Here is a 19,512-nt window from a genome sequence, read left to right on the forward strand (position 1 = left end):
TACCCTTTTTCAGGGTCAAAGATTTGAGGAGTCGAACCATATATCTCTTTTTGTAAAGAGAAGATTTCTAATGATAATTAAAGCTCAATGGTTTCACCAATACCTGGCAGCAACAACACTTTATGCTCTCTTTTAAATTTAGCCACTGCGTCTTCCGTATCAATCTGAATTGGCGGAAACGTATTGTAATGGACTCCAATCACCTTATCGCAGTTCAAATATTTGGTCGCAACGATCGCATCGTCAACATCCATGGTATAGTGACCGCCGATAGGTAAGATGGAATAGTCTAATTTGTACAGATCCGATAGGATCTTCATTTCCAGCGTTAACGCAGTATCCCCGGCATAATAAATGGTTTTACCAGCCAATTCCAGTACAAACCCTGCCGGGTTTCCACCATAACTGCCATCAGGATTTCCGCTGGTGTGCGTGGCCCAAACCATTCTTAAAGATCCAAAATCAAACCTGGCTTTACCAAAGTTCATGGCAGTGATATTTTTTACGCCTTGCTTTTCTGCCCATGCTGCCACTTCAACCATAGCAATTACTTGCGCTCCGGTTTGTTCAGCAAGCTGTACCAGGTCGGCAACATGATCTCCATGTCCATGGCTAACTAAAATATAATCGGCTTCTATGGTTTTAATGTCAATGTGCTTTGCGAGCGGATTGTGGGTAATGAAAGGATCAAAAAGAAACTTTTTGCCATCGGCCTCTAATAAGAAGCAGGATTGGCCATAGTATGTATATTTCATTTTATGGGGTTGGGTTATTGACCAAATAGTCCGCCTAAGCCGCCAAGCATATCTTTTGTGGCCGACTGCATTTCTGTAGCACTTACCTGATCTGCTTGTGCCAGTGCTTTATTTACAGCAGTTAACAGTAGTTCTTCAATCTCTTCCCTGTCTGCCTGTTTAAAAAAATCTTCATTGATTTCAATTGCAGTGATCGCTTTATTTGCGGTTGCAGTAATGCGGATTGCACCACCTTCAACCTCGCCATAAACGGAGATCGTATCCAGGCGTTTTTTTATTTCGTCAGCTTTTTGCTGAGCTGCCATTAATTTATCAAACATAGTCTTTGCTTTTATATAGAAACGAAATTAAGGGAATTTGGTTTAAACTATGGGAATAAAATAAAAAAGCGATCTGTTTTTGCAGACCGCTTTTAAATATTATATTTTTCCTGGGTTAGATGTTCATACTTACGCAGCAATCCAACCACCGGATTTTAGTTGTTGCTATTTACTTTTTCTAGGCTTGGCACGGTCATATTGATCCGGCCATTTAATGTCTTCATTTAAAATTTGAGCAGCATGCAAAGGAAAATAAGGGTCTCTTAACAGTTCGCGGGCTAAAAATATCAGGTCTGCTTTTCCTTCGGTCAGGATGCTTTCTGCCTGTTCCGCATCAGTGATCAGGCCAACGGCACCGGTTAAAATGCCCGCTTGTTTTTTAATGTCCTCCGAAAACTGAACCTGGTATCCCGGAAAGATTGGGATTTGCTGGTGTGCCGCCAGTCCGCCGGAAGAACAATCGATCAAATCTACCCCTTTATCTTTCAGGATGCTGGAAAGTGCAATTGACTCATCAGCTGTCCATCCGCCATCCGCCCAGTCTGAAGCAGAGATCCGAACGAATAATGGATTTTCTTCAGGCCAAACTTCTTTTATATCATCGACCACTTCAAGCACCAGCCTGATGCGGTTTTCAAAACTTCCGCCATAAGCGTCGCTGCGCTGGTTGCTCAGGGGTGATAAGAACTGGTGCAGCAAATAACCATGTGCAGCATGGATCTCTATCACTTTAAAGCCTGCGTCCAGCGCCCTTCTTGCTGCCGCCTTAAAATCTGTGCGGACTTTCTCAATACCCTCAGCAGTAAGTGCGGCAGGAGCTTCATCGCTTTCCTGAAACGGAACGGCACTTGGAGCAACCGTTTTCCATCCGCCATTCGCCTCGCTGACCTTCTTTCCGCCTTTCCATGGAGATCCGGAGCTTCCTTTTCTGCCGGCATGGCCGAGCTGGATTCCGGCAACGGAACCATTGGCATGAAGAAAGGCTGTGATTCTTTTTAGCACCGGGATGTGATCGTCAGACCAGATGCCAAGGTCTTCAGCGGAGATGCGGCCTTCTGGCGATACCGCTGTTGCCTCAAGCAGAATGAGTCCGGCGCCACCAACAGCCCTGCTCCCTAAGTGCACCAAATGCCAGTCATTGGCATAGCCTTCATCGGCAGAATACTGGCACATTGGAGAAACAACGATCCTGTTTTTGAGATCAATATTTTTTATACGGAGCGGGGAGAATAATAGAGACATATGGGTTTCTTGTTTTACACAAATTAACAAGACTGAACTGAATTTGTTCCTATCGGCAGATAATCAAAACAAAAGTATGACAAGAAGGTTGTAACATTAAGAGCAGGGTTTTGTCTGATTTTCAAGTTTGAACGTTAAATTAAGCCCCTATTTTCATTATAATAATGTAAAAAAACACGAAACGTATTGCACAACTCAATATTTATTTAAACCTTTGCGCCTCAACTCATTTAAAGAATTATTAGCGACAGAAAATGATTAAGCATCCGATACATAAACTTTCAGGTACAGAAGCAAAGCATATTGCTTCCGTAAGTTTGTTTATTGAAAGGTTGCGACCCATATTTTCTGTATCCACGAACCGGCAAAATTATACGCCACGCATTTGAGTAAATCGCTGAGTACGCTCCAGCCGTCTCCACAGAGGATTGCCTCTCAAAAAACAATTAATCAGAATATTTATTTTTTTTCGTTAACCTATTAATGAATATAAACGATTTTATAGTGCAGGTTGCACTTCCTGAACATCGTGTCTTTGCAGAAGAAATTTGTGAAGAAATGGCAGAATCAGCAAAAGCCCGTGGTACGGGTATCGCTAAACGCTCGCCAGAGTATGTTGCAGGGAAAATCTCCGATGGAAAATCAGTCATTGCTTTTCATAAGGATGGAACATGGGCAGGATTTTGCTATATCGAAACCTGGTCGCACGGCCAATTTGTGGCCAATTCAGGCCTCATTGTTAGTCCGAAGTTTAGAAAAGCAGGATTGGCAAACGCCATCAAGCACAAAATATTTGAACTCTCCAGACAAAAATATCCTAAAGCCAAAATATTCGGGTTAACAACCGGACTTGCGGTCATGAAAATAAATTCAGACCTGGGCTACGAACCTGTAACCTATTCTGAGCTTACCCAGGATGAAGACTTTTGGAAAGGATGCCAAAGCTGCGTAAACTTCGAGATCTTAAAGATGAAGGAACGTAAGAACTGCATGTGCACCGCGATGCTGTACGATCCTGTAGAGCAAAAGCACGATGTAGCCAAGAAGTTTGCAGAAGAACTGCATAAAAAGCCAAAATTGTATGAACGTTTTATGCGGATCAAACAAAGTTTAGTGCTTAAACCAAAACCAGAAAATAAAGGGGGATTAAAATCCCTGTTTTTAATGTTTACCGTTTTATTTAAATAGCTGTTATATTAAGATGAAGAAAAAAGTTGTTTTAGCTTTTAGCGGAGGTTTAGATACCTCATTTTGTTGTATTTACCTCGCCCAGGACCGAGGATTGGAAGTGCATTCGGTAATTGTAAATACTGGTGGCTTTTCTGATGAAGAATTACAGGAAATAGAAAAGCGTGCTTACGCCTTGGGTGTAGTTTCTCATGCTGTAGTTGATGAAACTACAAATTATTACGATAGCTGTATTAAATACCTTATTTACGGGAATGTGTTAAAAAATTCAACATACCCGCTTTCTGTTAGTGCCGAGCGCGTTAGTCAGGCAACAGCAATTGCAAACTATGTAAAAAATATAGGCGCTGATTACGTAGCTCATGGAAGTACCGGTGCTGGTAATGACCAGGTTCGTTTTGACATGATCTTTAACATCATCATTCCAAATGTGGAGATCATTACCCCGATTAGAGACCTTAAACTTTCGCGTGAAGCAGAAATTGAATATTTAAGTGCCCATGGCGTTCATTACAGTGCAGAAAAAGCAAGGTACTCGATCAATAAGGGCTTATGGGGAACATCTGTAGGTGGTAAAGAAACCCTTACCTCCAATGAGACCTTACCGGAAGAGGCATGGCCAACACAAATTTCTGAAACCGAAGCGCGTAAGCTGGAGCTAACCTTTGAAAAAGGAGAGCTGGTAGCGATAGACGGAGAAACTTTTGAGCCGGTTAGGGCCATTCAAAAATTACAGGCCATTGCACAGCCTTATGGTATTGGCAGGGACATTCATGTGGGTGATACCATCATTGGCATCAAAGGCCGTGTAGGTTTTGAAGCTGCAGCACCAATGGTGATCATTAAGGCACACCATACCCTTGAAAAACATACCTTGACCAAATGGCAGCTTTCATGGAAAGAGCAATTGTCTTCTTTCTATGGCAACTGGCTTCATGAAGGTCAGTTTCACGATCCGGTCATGCGTAATATTGAAGCATTTTTAACCGATACCCAAAAAACGGTAAGCGGTAAAGTCTTCGTAGAATTATTGCCGCATCGTTTTAACATCATTGGAATTGAATCTGCGCATGATCTCATGAGCAATAAGTTTGGCAGCTACGGCGAAATGAACAACGCCTGGAGCGGTGAGGATGTTAAAGGATTCTCTAAGATTTTTGGTAACCAGGTGATGATCTGGCATAAAGTGAACAGCAATGAAGATTAAGGCAGGTATTGTTGGTGGTGCGGGATATACCGGAGGCGAGATGCTGCGTTTGCTCATCAATCATCCTTCGGTGGATATTGTATTTGTTAACAGCAACAGCAACGCCGGAAACCTGATCTCTGATGTGCATACCGATTTGTTGGGTGATACGACTCTGCGTTTTACCGGCCAGCTGTCTGATGATATCGATGTATTGTTCCTTTGCGTTGGACATGGTGATGCCAGGAAATTTCTGGATGCCAATAAAATTGCAAAAGAAATTAAGATCATCGATCTGAGCCAGGACTTCAGACTAAAGGGCAACGCCGGTGCCGACTGGGTTTACGGACTGCCTGAATTGAACAGGGAAAAAATAAAGCAAGCAAGCTATATTGCCAATCCGGGATGCTTTGCCACTTGTATCCAACTGGGGCTGCTTCCGTTAGCCGCTAAAGGATTATTGAACAGTGAGGTGCATATCAATGCAACTACCGGATCAACCGGGGCAGGACAAAGCCTTTCTACCACGTCGCACTTTAGCTGGCGTAACAATAACCTTTCGGTATATAAAGTATTTGAACACCAGCACTTGAATGAGATTGGTGAAAGCTTAAAACAGTTGTCGCCAGACTTTAGCGAAGACTTAAACTTTATTCCGCAGCGTGGTGATTTTACCAGGGGGATCCTTGCTTCCATGTACCTGGAAAGTGATCTTTCTGCAGAAGAAGCTCAGCATATCTATGAAGATTACTATGCCGGTCATCCTTTTACCCATGTGAGTAAAAAGAACATTGACCTAAAGCAGGTGGTAAATACCAATAAAGGAATAGTGCATGTAGAGAAGCATGGAACAAAGCTGTTTATTGTCAGTATAATCGATAATTTGTTAAAAGGAGCAAGCGGACAGGCGGTTCAGAATATGAATTTGATCTTTGGATTGGATGAAAATGCCGGACTCCGGCTAAAGGCATCAAACTTTTAAGTTTAACGCCCCAATTCTGCACCAATTATCCAATGTATTCAACGCCAACGTAAAAAACCGAGGCACAAACTTTTTAAAATGAACTTATTCGACGTATACCCATTAAATGATATAGAAATTGTTAAAGCTGCCGGAAGCACCGTTTGGGATGCTGAAGGCCAGGAATACCTGGATCTGTATGGAGGCCATGCCGTAATTTCTATCGGCCATACCCATCCGCATTATGTATCCCGCTTAACGGATCAGCTAAATAAGGTTGGTTTTTACTCAAACTCAGTAAAGATCCCGCTTCAGCAGCAGCTTGCAGAGAAATTAGGCCAGGTTTCCGGAAAAACGGATTACCAGCTTTTCTTGTGCAACTCAGGAGCAGAAGCCAATGAAAATGCACTTAAGCTTGCTTCTTTCTACAATGGCAGAAAGAAAGTGATCGCTTTTAAAGGCGCTTTTCATGGCAGAACTTCACTGGCAGTTGCAGCAACAGATAACCCAAAGATCATTGCCCCGGTAAATGAAACGGACAATATTATCTTCCTTCTACATAATGATATAGCGGCGTTAAACGCTGCATTTACTGAATATGGTAATGAGATTGCAGCAGTGATCATTGAAGGAATTCAGGGAGTAGGCGGTATCAAAGAAGCATCAGTTGCGTTTCTTCAGCAGATCCGTTCTCTGTGTAACCAGTACAACGCTGTTTATATTGCTGATAGCGTTCAATGCGGATACGGCAGAACAGGGATCTTCTATTCCCACGATTATGCAGGCGTAGATGCCGATGTATATACAATGGCAAAAGGAATGGGCAACGGATTTCCGGTTGCAGGGATCTCTATTGCACCAAAGTTTAAACCCTGGTATGGCATGCTTGGGACTACTTTTGGCGGTAATCACCTGGCTTGTGCAGCAGCCCTGGCCGTTCTTGAGGTCATGGAGCAAGACCAATTGATGAAGAATGCCGAAGAAGTAGGTAGTTACCTCATTGCGGAGCTAAAAAAGATAGAAGGTGTACTTGAAGTGCGCGGCAGAGGACTCATGATCGGGATCGACTTGCCCGAAAGCCTTGCTCATGTAAAAAAAGAACTGCTGTTTAAGCACCACATCTTTACAGGAGAAGCCAAACCCAATGTGATCAGGTTATTACCTGCCCTTAATTTAACTAAAGATCATGCAGATCAGTTTTTGGAAAAGTTTAAAATTGCGTTAAAAGGATGAACCAGTTTACCTCAGTAAATGATGTGCAAGACATCAAACAGTTGCTTAATGATGCCCTGGCATTAAAGGATGATCCCTATTCTTTACAGCATCTTGGAAAAAACAAGACCATCGGACTTGTTTTCCTGAATCCAAGTTTGCGTACCCGTTTAAGTACCCAAAAAGCAGCGCTTAACCTGGGTATGAATGTTATGGTCATGAATATGGATAAAGAAGGCTGGGCATTGGAAACACAAGACGGTGTGGTTATGAATGGTACTACCGTAGAGCATATCCGTGAAGCAGCCGCAGTGATGGGCCAGTATTGTGATATTCTTGGGCTGCGCTCATTCCCTAAACTGGTAAACCGCGAAGAAGATTATAACGAAGATTTTTTCAATAAATTTATCAAGTACTGTGGTGTACCTGTTGTGAGCCTGGAAAGTGCTACCCGCCACCCGTTACAAAGTTTGGCCGACCTGGTTACCATTACAGAAACCTGGAAAGGAACCGGAAAACCAAAAGTGGTATTGGCCTGGGCACCGCACATTAAGGCATTGCCGCAGGCAGTACCGAACTCATTCTCTGAATGGATGTGCAAGGCACAGCAGGAAGGAATGCTCGATTTTACGATCGCACAGCCGAAAGGATACGAACTGAATGAAGATTTTACACCTGGAGCCAACATTACACATAATTTAGACGAAGCATTAAGCGGAGCCGATTATATTTATGTTAAAAACTGGTCGAGCTATAAAGAATACGGTAAAGTATTGACGTATCCTGAAGGCTGGATGCTGAATAACGATAAGTTAAAAGGAACCAATGATGCTAAGGTCATGCATTGCCTGCCGGTAAGAAGAGACCTGGAATTGTCGTCAGAGATTCTTGACGGACCCAATTCACTGGTTATTCATGAGGCCGGAAACCGGTTATGGGCTGCCCAGGCAGTATTGAAGCAAATCTTAACCGGATTATCGTAAATTTGTAAGCACGTGACCGGAATATAACTGGTGATCTTAGCTAAGATCGCTACCAAAATGAAACATAATGAACAAACTCAGCGTAATTAAGATTGGAGGCAATGTAATTGACAACTCAGCGAAACTGCATCAGTTCCTGCTGGACTTTACTGCGCTTCCCGGAGATAAGATCTTAATTCATGGGGGAGGAAAGATTGCTACCGAACTCGGCGATTCATTGGGCGTAACCGCTAAAATGGTTGATGGCCGGCGGATCACCGATATTGAAACCCTTAGGATCGTAACCATGGTATATGCCGGGTTGATCAATAAGAACATGGTGGCGCAGCTCCAGGCCAAAGGCTGTAATGCAATCGGGTTAACCGGAGCAGACGGAAACATCATCAAAGCCGTTAAACGCCCGGTAAAAGATATAGATTACGGTTTTGTAGGAGATCTTGATGCCAGTTCAGTTTCTTCGGCCACGCTGGACAGCCTGTTAAAAGCAGGAATGGTTCCGGTATTGTGTGCCATCACCCACGATGGGGATTCACAGTTATTAAATACGAATGCAGATACCATTGCATCGGCAGTGGCCGTAGCCATGTCATCCTCGTATGAGACCTCATTGGTCTATTGTTTTGAGAAACGCGGGGTTATGCTGGATGTGGATGATGATACCTCACTGGTATCTGAGATCAGAATGCATGAGTTTGATCAGTTAAAGGAGGAAGGTGTTGTTTCTGGTGGAATGATCCCTAAACTTCACAATGCCTTTGAAGCAATAAAAAGCGGCGTTGCAGCAGTATACATCGGTAAGGCTGATGAACTGGCGCAAATTGACCAGCAGAATTTTGGAACCCGATTAATCAAATAATTATGAATCCGTTTAAAGGCAGCATCGCCATCCTTGGAAGTGGAAATATTGGTATATCATTGGCCAAAGGGCTGATCAAAGCGAATTATGCACTACCCGGTCAGATCAGTCTGACCAGGCGCAATATTACGAACCTGAATGCGCTCGCTGAACAAGGATTTGTAGTGAGTGCAGACAATGCTGCGGTTGTTTCAATAGCAGACATCGTCGTGCTGGCCGTGTTGCCGCAGCAGCTTAACCAGCTTTTAGAACAGATCTTGCCGGTAATTAAGCCGAACCAGCTATTCATTTCTGTGGTTTCCGGCGTTAGCTGTGCGGATATCAGGACCAAGCTTGGAGAAACCGTTCAGGTTATCCGGGCCATGCCCAATACCGCGATTGCGATTGGCCAGTCCATGACCTGCGTAGCTACCGATCAGGCCGATCCGGAGAATATCCAGGAAGTGATCCGGATGTTCGAAACGGTTGGTGCTGTAGTAAAGATCAATGAAGATCTGATGACCTCGGCAACGGCCTTATGTGCCTGTGGCATTGCATTCTTTCTGCGTGCCATCCGTGCGGCTTCACAAGGTGGGGTAGAAATTGGCTTTCACGCCGATGAGGCACTAAAGATGGCCGTGCAAACGGCTAAAGGTGCTGCAGACCTGCTGTTGCAGATGCAGTCACACCCGGAACAGGAAATAGATAAAGTAACTTCACCTAAAGGCTGTACGATAGCCGGATTAAATGAAATGGAACACAATGGTTTCAGCTCTTCATTAATTAAGGGAATTAAGCTGTCGGCCGCAAAAGCCGGGGCTTTATATACAAAAGAATAATTTTATATGATAGAACAACTGCACAAAGACAGTTTAGCATTGTTAAAACAATTGATCAGTATCCAGTCGTTTAGTAAAGAAGAAGATAAGACCGGAGATGCCATTGAACAGTTTTTGCAGCAGCGCGATATTAAAACTTACCGTAAGCTCAATAACATCTGGGCGTATAATAAACATTTTGATGCCGCAAAGCCAACCCTACTTTTAAATTCCCACCACGATACCGTTAAGCCAAATTCAGGCTATACGCGCAATCCTTACGATGCAGAAGTGGAAGACGGTAAATTGTATGGCCTGGGCAGTAATGATGCCGGAGGATGTCTGGTATCGCTTATAGCAACCTTTCTGTACTTTTATGATCAGGAAGCATTGAGCTATAACATTTGCCTCGCCACTACGGCAGAGGAAGAGATCTCTGGTAACGATGGCCTGGAATGTGTTCTGCCCGATCTGGGTGAACTGGAATTTGCGATTGTTGGTGAGCCTACTCAAATGAACCTGGCCATTGCGGAGCGCGGATTGCTGGTGCTGGATTGTACATCAACAGGAAAAGCGGGTCATGCAGCACGAGAAGAAGGAGACAATGCGATATATAAGGCACTTAAAGACATTGAATGGTTCCGGAATTACCGGTTCTCTAAAGTTTCTGAGGTATTCGGCCCGTTAAAAATGACCGTTACCATCATTAACGCCGGTTCGCAGCACAATGTGGTACCGGCTACCTGTACGTTTACGGTGGATGTCCGCGTAACCGATGCCTATACCAACGAAGAGGTACTGAAAATTATCCGTACCAATGTTGATTGTGATGTTAAACCACGTTCCATCCGTTTAAAGCCATCATCTATTGATAAAGAACACCCACTGGTACAATCGGGTATTGCGTTGGGCAGAACAACCTATGGATCGCCAACAACATCAGACCAGGCTTTACTGAGCATCCCTTCTGTAAAGGTTGGCCCCGGCGATTCAGCACGCTCACACATGGCAGATGAATATGTGTTTGTGGATGAAATTGCAGAAGGCATAGATCTTTATATAGAAATGCTGAAACCTGTGATCAACGGCAAATAAGTAACCATAGCTTTTAAAGCAAAATGGCCCCGGGATATTTCCCGGGGCCATTTTGCTGAAGTACCAAATTTAATTGGCTTCTTCTTCCTCAAAAGCCCGTGTTTCAAGGTGTTTCTCCATATCTAAACGGTTTACACCTTTGCTCCACCATTCCGGAGCTGGTTTATCCTTCAGCATATAATCAAAGTACTCCATCATGCGCACCGCATAATCTTTACGGTTTGGCAACTTGGCGATACCATGATTTTCGCCGCGGTAGGTAATCATAACCACGGGTTTGTTTAATCTTCTTAAGCCATTGTAGTATTCAATACCCTGGGTATAATCTACCGCACCATCTTTATCGTTGTGCAATAACAGCAATGGCGTTTGAACTTTCTTGATGTGGTAAACCGGGGAGTTGCGTGCAAAGGCATCCCAGTTGTCCCAGTATCCGGGAGTTAACCTGCCCTGACTGGCTTCGAAAATAGCCTGGTTCGTGCCGCCGCTGTTCCAGTAGATCAAACTGTACATACTGATCATATTCGTTAACGGGGCACCAGCTGCTGCTGCTTTAAAGATGTTGGTCTGCGTGATCAGGAACGAAGTTTGGTAACCACCCCAGGAGTGACCATGGATCGCTACGCGTTTTTCATCTACAATTCCTGTTGCAACCGCTGCTTTTACTGCAGGCACCACACAGGCAACCGCAGACATTCCCGGATCGTTCAGTTTGTATTTAATATCCGGCATCAATACTGCATAGCCATTACTGGTATACATAGAAAGATTAAAGCCGCCGCCAGGGAAAGCAGGCATCGTGTATGCATTTAAATTGTCAGTTAAACGCTCATAGATATAGGTAATGGTCGGATAGCTTTTTCCGGCTTCGTAATTTGCAGGCAGGTAAATTGCAGCCTGCAGGCTATCGCCATTCGCGCTTAAATATTTAATCAGCTTAGCACCGGACGTCCAGGCATATTTTTCCTGATCTGGTGTGTTTTTGGTGATCTGTTTGGCCGCTGCGAGTGTGGGCACTGTACTTACATATACTTCGGGAGATTGCAGGTTGTTCTGTTTGGAATAGGCAAATACATTGCCATCAGTTGCCTTGGCCAGACCATTGTATACATTGTTGTCCATAAACAATAAGTTGATCTTGCTTTTACCGGCAGGCAATAGGCCTAAGCCAGTTTGTTTGGTTTCGTTATCAAATAAACCAAAATACTGGTCTTTGCTCAGGTCTGTACCTTTTTCATCCTGGTAAATTCTGGATCTGCCCAGTACGGCTTGTTTCTTGCTTTTAAGATCTCCAGATAATGAAACGGCACTTTTACCGTCAGCACTGATGCGCCAAAGGTCATTGTTGTCCATGATCAGCGCGTATTTTGAATCTGCAGACCAGCCTAAATTAGAAGTAGAAGGCTTAGAGACATTGTGATCATCCAGCGCATCCACAAAAGATGATTTAATGGATCCGGTAAGGTTGTATTTTTGCCCGTTAGCCAGGTTGATACTGTAAAACGCACCATCCACATAATAGCTGGCCCAGGTTCCATTTGGCGCTACAGACATCGTACCGCTGCCAGAAGCATAGAATTTTTCGAATAAACGGGTCTTGGCACCGGTTTTAAGGTCGATTGTATAAATGTCAATATAACTTTGGCCATCCAGGTTACCCATCAGCTCATAGTTTGAGTTGTCATACGCAATGGCATAAAGCTGTTTTGGAGCAATAATTACATTTCTTAACGTGCTGTCTGCAATCTGGGAAAATTTCTGATCCGCTACGCGGTAAGAACTGATAAAGCTATAATTCTTATCACGCATTTCCTGGGTCTGCTGTGCAGATTGAAGGCGCTTATCCTGCCAGTTCCAGATAATCATATCCGGTTTTTCAATGTCTGCAGGATTGGGTTTCTTAACTTCAGCAATGGCAGGTTTAACCGCCGTTTTTGCCGTGTCAGTTTTCGCTTTGGCTACCGCATCTGTCTTACTTTTAGCAGAATCTGCTTTCTTATCGTCTTTAAGCTCAACAGGGCTGATGCCAAAGAACAAGGTGGTTTGATCTTCAGACCAATATGGCGTACCGTTGCCGCTGATTCCCATTTTTTTAGGGAAAGAAGCTTTGTCAATTCCAGAATAAGAAACCTTACTGGTCTTATCGCCGGCAATCTTGCTGATCCCGATCACCGTAAATACATCTTCTTTATATTTTTCGTTCTTATTGGATTTTAAAAGGGCAAAAGCATCGCCTTTCTCATTCCAGTTTATGCTTTTGTAAACCGCTTTATCATTTTCCAGGGCGGTACTGATGCCAGTAGCCATATCTCTTAAAAATACCCCGTTCCCGTTCTGCCCGTTGGCATCAATGGTATAGGCCAGCTGTGTTCCTGCTTTATTAAACGCAAACTCAGATACACTACCCAGGTTATAGCTTTTTTTAGAAGCCAGGTGATAGATGACCAGGTCGGTTCCTTTGGCCGCATCCTTATCTTTAGGAGCCGTTTCTAAGGCTGCAAAATGAATGGCGATCCATTCCGGAGAATCACCGGAAAAGCTGGAAGCTTTTACCCGGTCAAAAGTTACCTTCTCGTTCCCAGGCAAAGAAACGATGGTCAATTTATCATACGTAGGTTTCATGGTTTTTTTTGCCGCTTTAACTTCTGCATCGGTCGCAGAAACTTTAAAGGCCGCATACTTAGAATCTTTGCTGAAAGTTGCACCGCCGGCAGTTGCACCAATTGGATAACTGAACGAAGTGGTATCCGAAGTTTTACGGATAAATAATTTCAGATCGCCCTCCGTGGGTCCGCTTGTCCAGGACAACCATTGTCCGTTTGGAGACATGGAATTGGTAAAACTTCTGATGGAGTTCCATTTGGAAACGTCCTTCCAGCTCAATGCCGGCTTTTGCTGTGCATATACGCCGAAGGAGAATGGCAAGAGCAGCAGCAAGATAGATATCTTGTTTCTTTTCATGAAGATTAGAGTAAATTTATGCTAAAATATTACTTTACTTCCAGATATTCTGATATATAGCAATAAAATTATGCCATAACGTTGCATTTATTAATTACTGTAATTTTATCTAAGTTTGCAGAAAGATTTATAATCCGTTAAAAACGGGCAATTTGATAAAAGCGTACACATGAAGATCTGGCAAAAGAACGTAAGCGTAAACAAAGATATTGAGACATTTACCGTAGGTAAGGACCGGGAACTGGACTTACAGATGGCTGCTTTTGATGTGCTGGGTTCACTGGCACATGTAGAAATGCTGGAAAGTATCGGCTTGCTTACCGCTGATGAACTTGCAGAGATCCAGGTTGCCCTAAAGCAGATCTATACTGAAATTGAAGCGGGTAATTTTACCATTGAAGATACCGTTGAAGATGTACACTCACAAGTGGAATGGCTGCTTACGCAACGCATCGGCGATGCCGGGAAAAAGATCCACAGCGGACGTTCCCGCAATGACCAGGTACTGGTAGACTTAAAATTGTTTTTCAGGGACCGTATCGAAGAGATGGTTGGCAACACCTCCGTATTGTTTGGTCAGCTGATTGAACTAAGTAATACCCACAAAGATAAATTACTTCCAGGTTATACCCATTTACAGATCGCCATGCCGTCCTCATTCGGCTTGTGGTTTGGTGCCTATGCAGAAAGCCTGGTAGACGATATGGAAATGATGCTTGCCGCCTGGAAAATATGCAATAAGAACCCATTGGGATCTGCAGCAGGTTACGGATCATCCTTTCCATTAAACCGCACCATGACTACCCGGCTGCTCGGATTTGAAAGCCTGAACTATAACGTAGTCTATGCGCAAATGGGGAGGGGAAAGACCGAACGCATCCTGGCGCAGGCGATGTCATCCGTTGCGGCAACCCTTGCAAAAATGGCGATGGACGTTTGCCTTTTCATCAACCAGAACTTTAGCTTTATCAGCTTTCCGGATGAGCTGACGACAGGATCAAGCATCATGCCGCATAAAAAGAACCCGGATGTTTTTGAACTGATCCGCTCCAGGTGCAATAAGATCCAGGCTCTGCCCAATGAAATTGCCATGATGACAACAAACCTGCCTTCCGGTTATCACCGCGATCTGCAATTGTTAAAAGAAAACCTGTTCCCGGCCATCACCTCATTGAATGAATGCCTGGAGATGACCACCTTTATGCTGCAGCACATCCGCATTAAAGACCATATCCTGGAGGATAAAAAATATGCCTATCTGTTCAGCGTTGAGGTCGTAAATGAACTGGCGCTTCAGGGCGTGCCTTTTAGAGAAGCCTATAAGATTGTTGGCGAAACGATAGAGAACGGTACCTTTGCACCAGGCATCGCCGTACATCATACCCATGAAGGAAGCATTGGCAATCTGTGCAATGCAGAAATTGAAGGCATGATGGCCGACGTACTCAACCAGTTTAAATTTGAAAAAACAAAAGAGGCCCTACAGCAATTATTGGCCTGAATTATCTAACCACATATAAAAAAAATGAATGTATCGGTATTAGCAAGCACGCTCATCGGCTCGGAGATCATTAAAATTGGAAACGAAGTAAATGACCTGAAGCGCAAAGGAGCAAAAATTGCCAACCTGACCATCGGAGATTTTGATCCTTCAATTTTTCCTATTCCGGAAGCGCTTAAGACAGGGATTGTTGAAGCCTATCAGGATAACCAAACCAATTATCCACCGGCAGAAGGTATCTTGCCGCTTCGCGAAACGGTTGTGGATATTCTAAAGAGCAGGTACGATCTGAATTATTCCACTTCAGAGGTTTTAATTGCAGGCGGATCAAGACCGCTGATCTATTCGGCCTACCTGGCATTGGTAGATCCGGGAGATAAGGTGATCTTTCCGGCACCATCATGGAATAACAACCATTATTGCCATTTATCTTCAGCACAGGGTATTGTTGTAGAAACAACCGTGGAGAATAATTTCATGCCCACAGCCGCACAGCTGAAACCACATTTAAAAGGCGCAACCTTACTTGCACTTTGCTCACCATTAAATCCGACAGGAACCATGTTTACACATGAGCAGCTGGAAGAGATCTGTGATGTAGTGATTGCAGAAAATGAAAGCAGGGGAGCAGATGAGAAGCCATTATACATCATGTATGATCAGATCTATTCACTGCTAACATTTGGTAAGACACATGTTAACCCGGTAAGCATCCGTCCGGAGCTAAGGGATTATGTGATCTATATTGACGGGATCTCAAAATGCCTTGCAGCAACCGGCGTACGGGTGGGCTGGGGTTTTGGTCCGGAGAAGATCATCAGTAAGATGAAATCACTTGTTGGCCATGTTGGTGCCTGGGCACCGAAGGCAGAGCAGGTTGCCGTAGCTAAATATTTTAAAGATGATACTTTGGTAGACAGCTTCCTAAGCTCATTTAAAGCACAGATCCAGTTGAGTCTTAATGAGCTTTACAATGGATTTCAGACCTTAAAGGAAGAAGGATTTAATGTAGAGGCAGTTAACCCAATGGGGGCGATCTATTTAACCCTTAAAATTGATTATATCGGTAAGACCACGCCGTCCGGAGATCTGTTAAAGAACAGTGCAGATGTAAACTTCTACCTGATCAAAGAAGCACAAACGGCATTGGTTCCATTCTCTGCATTTGGTAATGACACGGCTATGCCCTGGTTCAGGGCATCGGTAGGCGGATGTTCTTTGCAGGATATTAAAGACATGGTGCCACGAATAAAAACAGCACTCAGCAATTTGAAATAACAAAAAAGGCGATCCGAAGGGGTCGCTTTTTTTATGCACTTAATACGCTTATTTAAATTCAGATGTTTTGTGGAACTCAATGTCCGGATAGTCTCTCATGGTCATGTTGATCATAAAGTCATTATCAGCAAGAAACACAGGGTTTCCGTCTTTATCTTCTCCAATGTGCTGCTGCTTGCGTTTTAAAAACTCTTCAAGCTTCTTTTTGTCTTTGGAAGTTACCCAGTTGGACCTGCTGTAACTCAACATCCTGAAATGTGCCTTAGCACCATATTCATGCTCTAAGCGGAATGCAATTACCTCAAACTGTAATTCACCTACAGCACCAATGATCTTCCGGTTACCAGGCTGTTGGGTAAACAGCTGTGCCACGCCTTCTTCAGTAAGCTGCTGGATGCCTTTCTCCAGCTGTTTGGTTCTAAGCGGGTCTCTGTTCTCTACTTCCTTAAATATCTCAGGAGAGAAGCTAGGAATGCCTTTAAATTGAAGTTGCTCTCCTTCTGTAAGGGTGTCTCCGATTTTAAAGTTACCACTATCATATAAACCAACAACATCACCGGGCCAGGCCTCTTCAACAATGCTCTTTTCGTTGGCCATAAAGTCCATTGGGTTAGAGAACTTCAGTTTCTTTCCCTGCCGGGTATGGAAGTAGAATTTATTCCGTTCAAACTTACCAGAGCATATCCTTAAAAACGCAATCCGGTCACGGTGTTTAGGATCCAGGTTTGCATGGATCTTAAAAACAAACCCGCTGAAGTTCTTTTCATCCACCAGAACCTCGCGCTGCTCGGCTTCCCTGCTCTTCGGACTTGGGGCAATCTGGATGAAAGTATCGAGCAATTCTTTAATCCCGAAGTTGTTAATGGCACTGCCAAAAAAAACAGGGGCAAGCAGTCCTTCAATGTACATGCTTTTATCCAGTTGTCCATATACACCTTCAACCAGTTCCAGGTCGCTCTTTAGACCTTCCAGCTCTTTAGGTTTTAAAAAGTTGGTGAGGTTCTCGTCATTTAAGTTGTTCACCTCAATAACAGGATCGGCAATCTTTGATTTATCCGGTTCAAAAAGGTTGAGGTGCTTATTGTAGATGCTGTATACGCCTTTAAAGGTATGACCCTGTCCAATTGGCCAGGATAGCGGACAAAGGCTGATGTTCAGCTTATTTTCGATTTCATCAAGCAGGTCAAACGCATCTTTACCTTCACGGTCCATTTTATTGATAAAAATGATTACCGGGGTATTCCGCATGCGGCAAACGGCCATTAACTTTTCAGTTTGTTCCTCAACACCCTTAACACAATCCACAACCAGGATCACACTATCTACTGCAGATAAGGTACGGTAGGTATCCTCTGCGAAATCCTTGTGACCGGGAGTATCTAATATATTGATTCGTTTGTTGCTGTATTCAAAGCCCATCACAGAGGTAGCCACGGATATTCCACGCTGTTTCTCAATCTCCATAAAGTCAGAGGTGCTGCTTTGATTGGCTTTATTCCGCTTAACGGCACCGGCTGTATTAATTGCACCGCCAAAAAGTAGAAACTTCTCCGTTAGGGTCGTTTTTCCGGCATCGGGGTGACTGATAATAGCAAATGTTTTGCGTTTTTCTATTTCTGGGTTAATCATAAAATGGTTCAGCGTGTTTTGCTGATGAGGCTGCAAAGATAGGATATAATATATAATGAAAAAAACCGGCTCAAATGGCCGGTTCTTTTCATTATGATGTGCTTCAGATTATCCTCTTCCCCTTGCAGGTCTTGATGAGGACGAACCCTGGCTGCTTCTGCCTTCAGAAGAACGTTCCTGCCTTTGCGGTTGAGCCTGTTGCTGTCTCTGAGGCTGTTCCTGCCTTTGTGGTTGAGCTTGCTGTTGCCTTTGAGGCTGTGGTTGTTCCTGTCTTTGCGGCTGAGCTTGTTGTCTCTGAGGCTGCTCCGCTTGTTGCTGCGGTTCAGGTCTTCTTTCCATACGCTGAGGTTGTTCCTGTCTTGGCTGAGCCTGTTGTTGGGATCTGCCTTGATCTGGTCTGCTCTGTTCTTGTCTTTGCTGACCTTCTGGTCTCTGCATCGTTTCAGAACGCTGAACATCGGAACGGCTTTGCGTACCACGCTGAGGCTGGCCTTGCTGCATATCTCCAGTTCTTTCCGGACGGGTACCATTTTCATTTCTTCCGCCAACGGTTCCGCGGTCCATACGCTCTATACGTTCTCCGCTTCTAACCGCATCAGAAGAACCCCGTACTCCTTCTCTTGAAGCTGTACCATTCGGGTTTCTGCTGTCGGTACCTGCGCGTTCTGGTCTTGCAGAAGCATACCCTTCACCACGAACTACAGTTCTTGGTGCGGCAGCAACATTGCTGTTAGACCTTGTGCTGCGGGGTGGGGTATAGATGTCTAAACGGTTTCCATTTACTGAAGTTCTGCCTGGTCTTCCGGTTCTGTTTACAGAATAAACAGGAACATTCTGCCTGGTGTCTCTTCTGATGTCATCAATACGCGGACCGGTATAATAAGAACGGCTATTCCGGACATAAGTATTGTTGATGATGGTCGTGTTGTTAATATACACTACGTTTCTGCGTGAATAATAACGCGGGAAGTTATTATAATAGATGTTTCTGTGCGGAACAAATACCCACCATAGGTTTGGAATATTAATGTTGACGTTGATATTCATACCCGGGCCCATAGGTGCCCATCCATAATATCCGCCACCACTTCTCCAGCTAACCCATGCAGGTCCCCAAACGGTGTCCGGAATCCATACCCACTGGTTGTAACGGTTATAAACCCATCTTCCATAGTGGAAAGGAGCCCATCCCCAGTCGTAATTTGATACCCAGGTATTTCCGTATTCGGTCATTGCCCAGCGGCCATTAGAGTAATATGGCCTAAAATCTGATTGTTCAACATCTGGTCGCCAAACGTATCCGTACTGCGGATCCTGAATCCAGGTTCCGTAAGGGGAAAGTTCATCGTAAAATGACTGCAAGGAAATATCCTCGTCTTGTGCCATAACCCGTTGAGTGGTTCCGGTTAGAAGGAGCATGAGCCCCAGCACAATAGCCGGTAATTTGATCATGTTTTTCATTTTGTGTGTGTTTTAAATTTACCTAACGCTCTTTATGTATCAATATGAGTTCCAAATTGGCTCAAAAGTTTAACTGTCTAAGAAATA

The 19,512-nt window shown here is 44.0% G+C and carries 16 protein-coding genes; 10 read left to right on the plus strand and 6 right to left on the minus strand.

Going from position 1 to position 19,512, the window contains the following annotated elements; translation table 11 throughout:
* Positions 1-77: 77 nt before the first annotated feature.
* The 3 genes from ATK78_RS08870 to namA all read right to left on the minus strand — a co-directional run bounded on the left by ATK78_RS08870 (position 78) and on the right by namA (position 2,317).
* The gene (locus tag ATK78_RS08870) at positions 78-755 is read right to left on the minus strand and encodes a metal-dependent hydrolase (RefSeq protein WP_133575733.1); all 678 of its coding nucleotides are present in this window, start codon (positions 753-755) and stop codon (positions 78-80) included.
* 14 nt (positions 756-769) lie between these two features.
* Positions 770-1,075: a YbaB/EbfC family nucleoid-associated protein gene (locus ATK78_RS08875; RefSeq protein ID WP_133575734.1), complete on the minus strand. Its 306-nt coding sequence runs from the start codon at positions 1,073-1,075 to the stop codon at positions 770-772.
* A gap of 165 nt (positions 1,076-1,240) precedes the next feature.
* On the minus strand, positions 1,241-2,317 hold the full coding sequence (namA, locus tag ATK78_RS08880; RefSeq protein WP_133575735.1) for an NADPH dehydrogenase NamA: 1,077 nt from the start codon (positions 2,315-2,317) through the stop codon (positions 1,241-1,243).
* 483 nt (positions 2,318-2,800) lie between these two features.
* Between namA and ATK78_RS08885 the strand changes: the two genes are divergently transcribed.
* From ATK78_RS08885 to ATK78_RS08920, 8 genes are all read left to right on the plus strand, one after another.
* Positions 2,801-3,505: a GNAT family N-acetyltransferase gene (locus ATK78_RS08885; RefSeq protein WP_133575736.1), complete on the plus strand. Its 705-nt coding sequence runs from the start codon at positions 2,801-2,803 to the stop codon at positions 3,503-3,505.
* 13 nt (positions 3,506-3,518) lie between these two features.
* Positions 3,519-4,712 (plus strand): argininosuccinate synthase, encoded by a 1,194-nt coding sequence (gene argG, locus ATK78_RS08890; RefSeq protein ID WP_133575737.1) that lies wholly within the window; start codon positions 3,519-3,521, stop codon positions 4,710-4,712.
* A complete protein-coding gene (argC, locus tag ATK78_RS08895) occupies positions 4,702-5,673 on the plus strand; it encodes an N-acetyl-gamma-glutamyl-phosphate reductase (RefSeq protein ID WP_133575738.1) in 972 nt (323 codons plus the stop codon). Before argG ends, argC begins: the two co-directional genes overlap by 11 nt.
* A gap of 78 nt (positions 5,674-5,751) precedes the next feature.
* On the plus strand, positions 5,752-6,885 hold the full coding sequence (locus ATK78_RS08900; protein WP_133575739.1) for an aspartate aminotransferase family protein: 1,134 nt from the start codon (positions 5,752-5,754) through the stop codon (positions 6,883-6,885).
* On the plus strand, positions 6,882-7,847 hold the full coding sequence (locus tag ATK78_RS08905) for a Rossmann-fold NAD(P)-binding domain-containing protein (protein WP_133575740.1): 966 nt from the start codon (positions 6,882-6,884) through the stop codon (positions 7,845-7,847). Before ATK78_RS08900 ends, ATK78_RS08905 begins: the two co-directional genes overlap by 4 nt.
* 67 nt (positions 7,848-7,914) lie before the next feature.
* Positions 7,915-8,703 (plus strand): acetylglutamate kinase, encoded by a 789-nt coding sequence (gene argB, locus ATK78_RS08910; RefSeq protein WP_133575741.1) that lies wholly within the window; start codon positions 7,915-7,917, stop codon positions 8,701-8,703.
* Positions 8,704-8,705: 2 nt separating this feature from the next.
* Positions 8,706-9,521: a pyrroline-5-carboxylate reductase gene (gene proC, locus ATK78_RS08915; RefSeq protein WP_133575742.1), complete on the plus strand. Its 816-nt coding sequence runs from the start codon at positions 8,706-8,708 to the stop codon at positions 9,519-9,521.
* A gap of 6 nt (positions 9,522-9,527) precedes the next feature.
* The gene (locus ATK78_RS08920) at positions 9,528-10,595 is read left to right on the plus strand and encodes a M20 family metallo-hydrolase (protein WP_133575743.1); all 1,068 of its coding nucleotides are present in this window, start codon (positions 9,528-9,530) and stop codon (positions 10,593-10,595) included.
* A gap of 69 nt (positions 10,596-10,664) precedes the next feature.
* On the opposite strand, the gene ATK78_RS08925 is transcribed toward ATK78_RS08920, so the two are convergent.
* Positions 10,665-13,556 (minus strand): alpha/beta hydrolase family protein, encoded by a 2,892-nt coding sequence (locus tag ATK78_RS08925; protein ID WP_133575744.1) that lies wholly within the window; start codon positions 13,554-13,556, stop codon positions 10,665-10,667.
* A gap of 169 nt (positions 13,557-13,725) precedes the next feature.
* Here ATK78_RS08925 and argH point away from each other — a divergent pair, with 169 nt between their 5' ends.
* The gene (gene argH / locus ATK78_RS08930; protein ID WP_133575745.1) at positions 13,726-15,057 is read left to right on the plus strand and encodes an argininosuccinate lyase; all 1,332 of its coding nucleotides are present in this window, start codon (positions 13,726-13,728) and stop codon (positions 15,055-15,057) included.
* A gap of 24 nt (positions 15,058-15,081) precedes the next feature.
* Positions 15,082-16,335: a pyridoxal phosphate-dependent aminotransferase gene (locus ATK78_RS08935; protein WP_133575746.1), complete on the plus strand. Its 1,254-nt coding sequence runs from the start codon at positions 15,082-15,084 to the stop codon at positions 16,333-16,335.
* Positions 16,336-16,383: 48 nt separating this feature from the next.
* Here ATK78_RS08935 and ATK78_RS08940 read toward each other — a convergent pair whose 3' ends face one another.
* Positions 16,384-17,964: a peptide chain release factor 3 gene (locus tag ATK78_RS08940; protein WP_133575747.1), complete on the minus strand. Its 1,581-nt coding sequence runs from the start codon at positions 17,962-17,964 to the stop codon at positions 16,384-16,386.
* Between the two features lie 108 nt (positions 17,965-18,072).
* Complete coding sequence (locus ATK78_RS08945; RefSeq protein WP_133575748.1) at positions 18,073-19,425, minus strand: DUF6600 domain-containing protein; 1,353 nt, start codon at positions 19,423-19,425, stop codon at positions 18,073-18,075.
* Positions 19,426-19,512 lie beyond the last annotated feature (87 nt).

Source organism: Pedobacter metabolipauper, from assembly GCF_004362715.1.
In the GTDB taxonomy this organism is placed as follows: Bacteria; Bacteroidota; Bacteroidia; order Sphingobacteriales; family Sphingobacteriaceae; genus Pedobacter; species Pedobacter metabolipauper.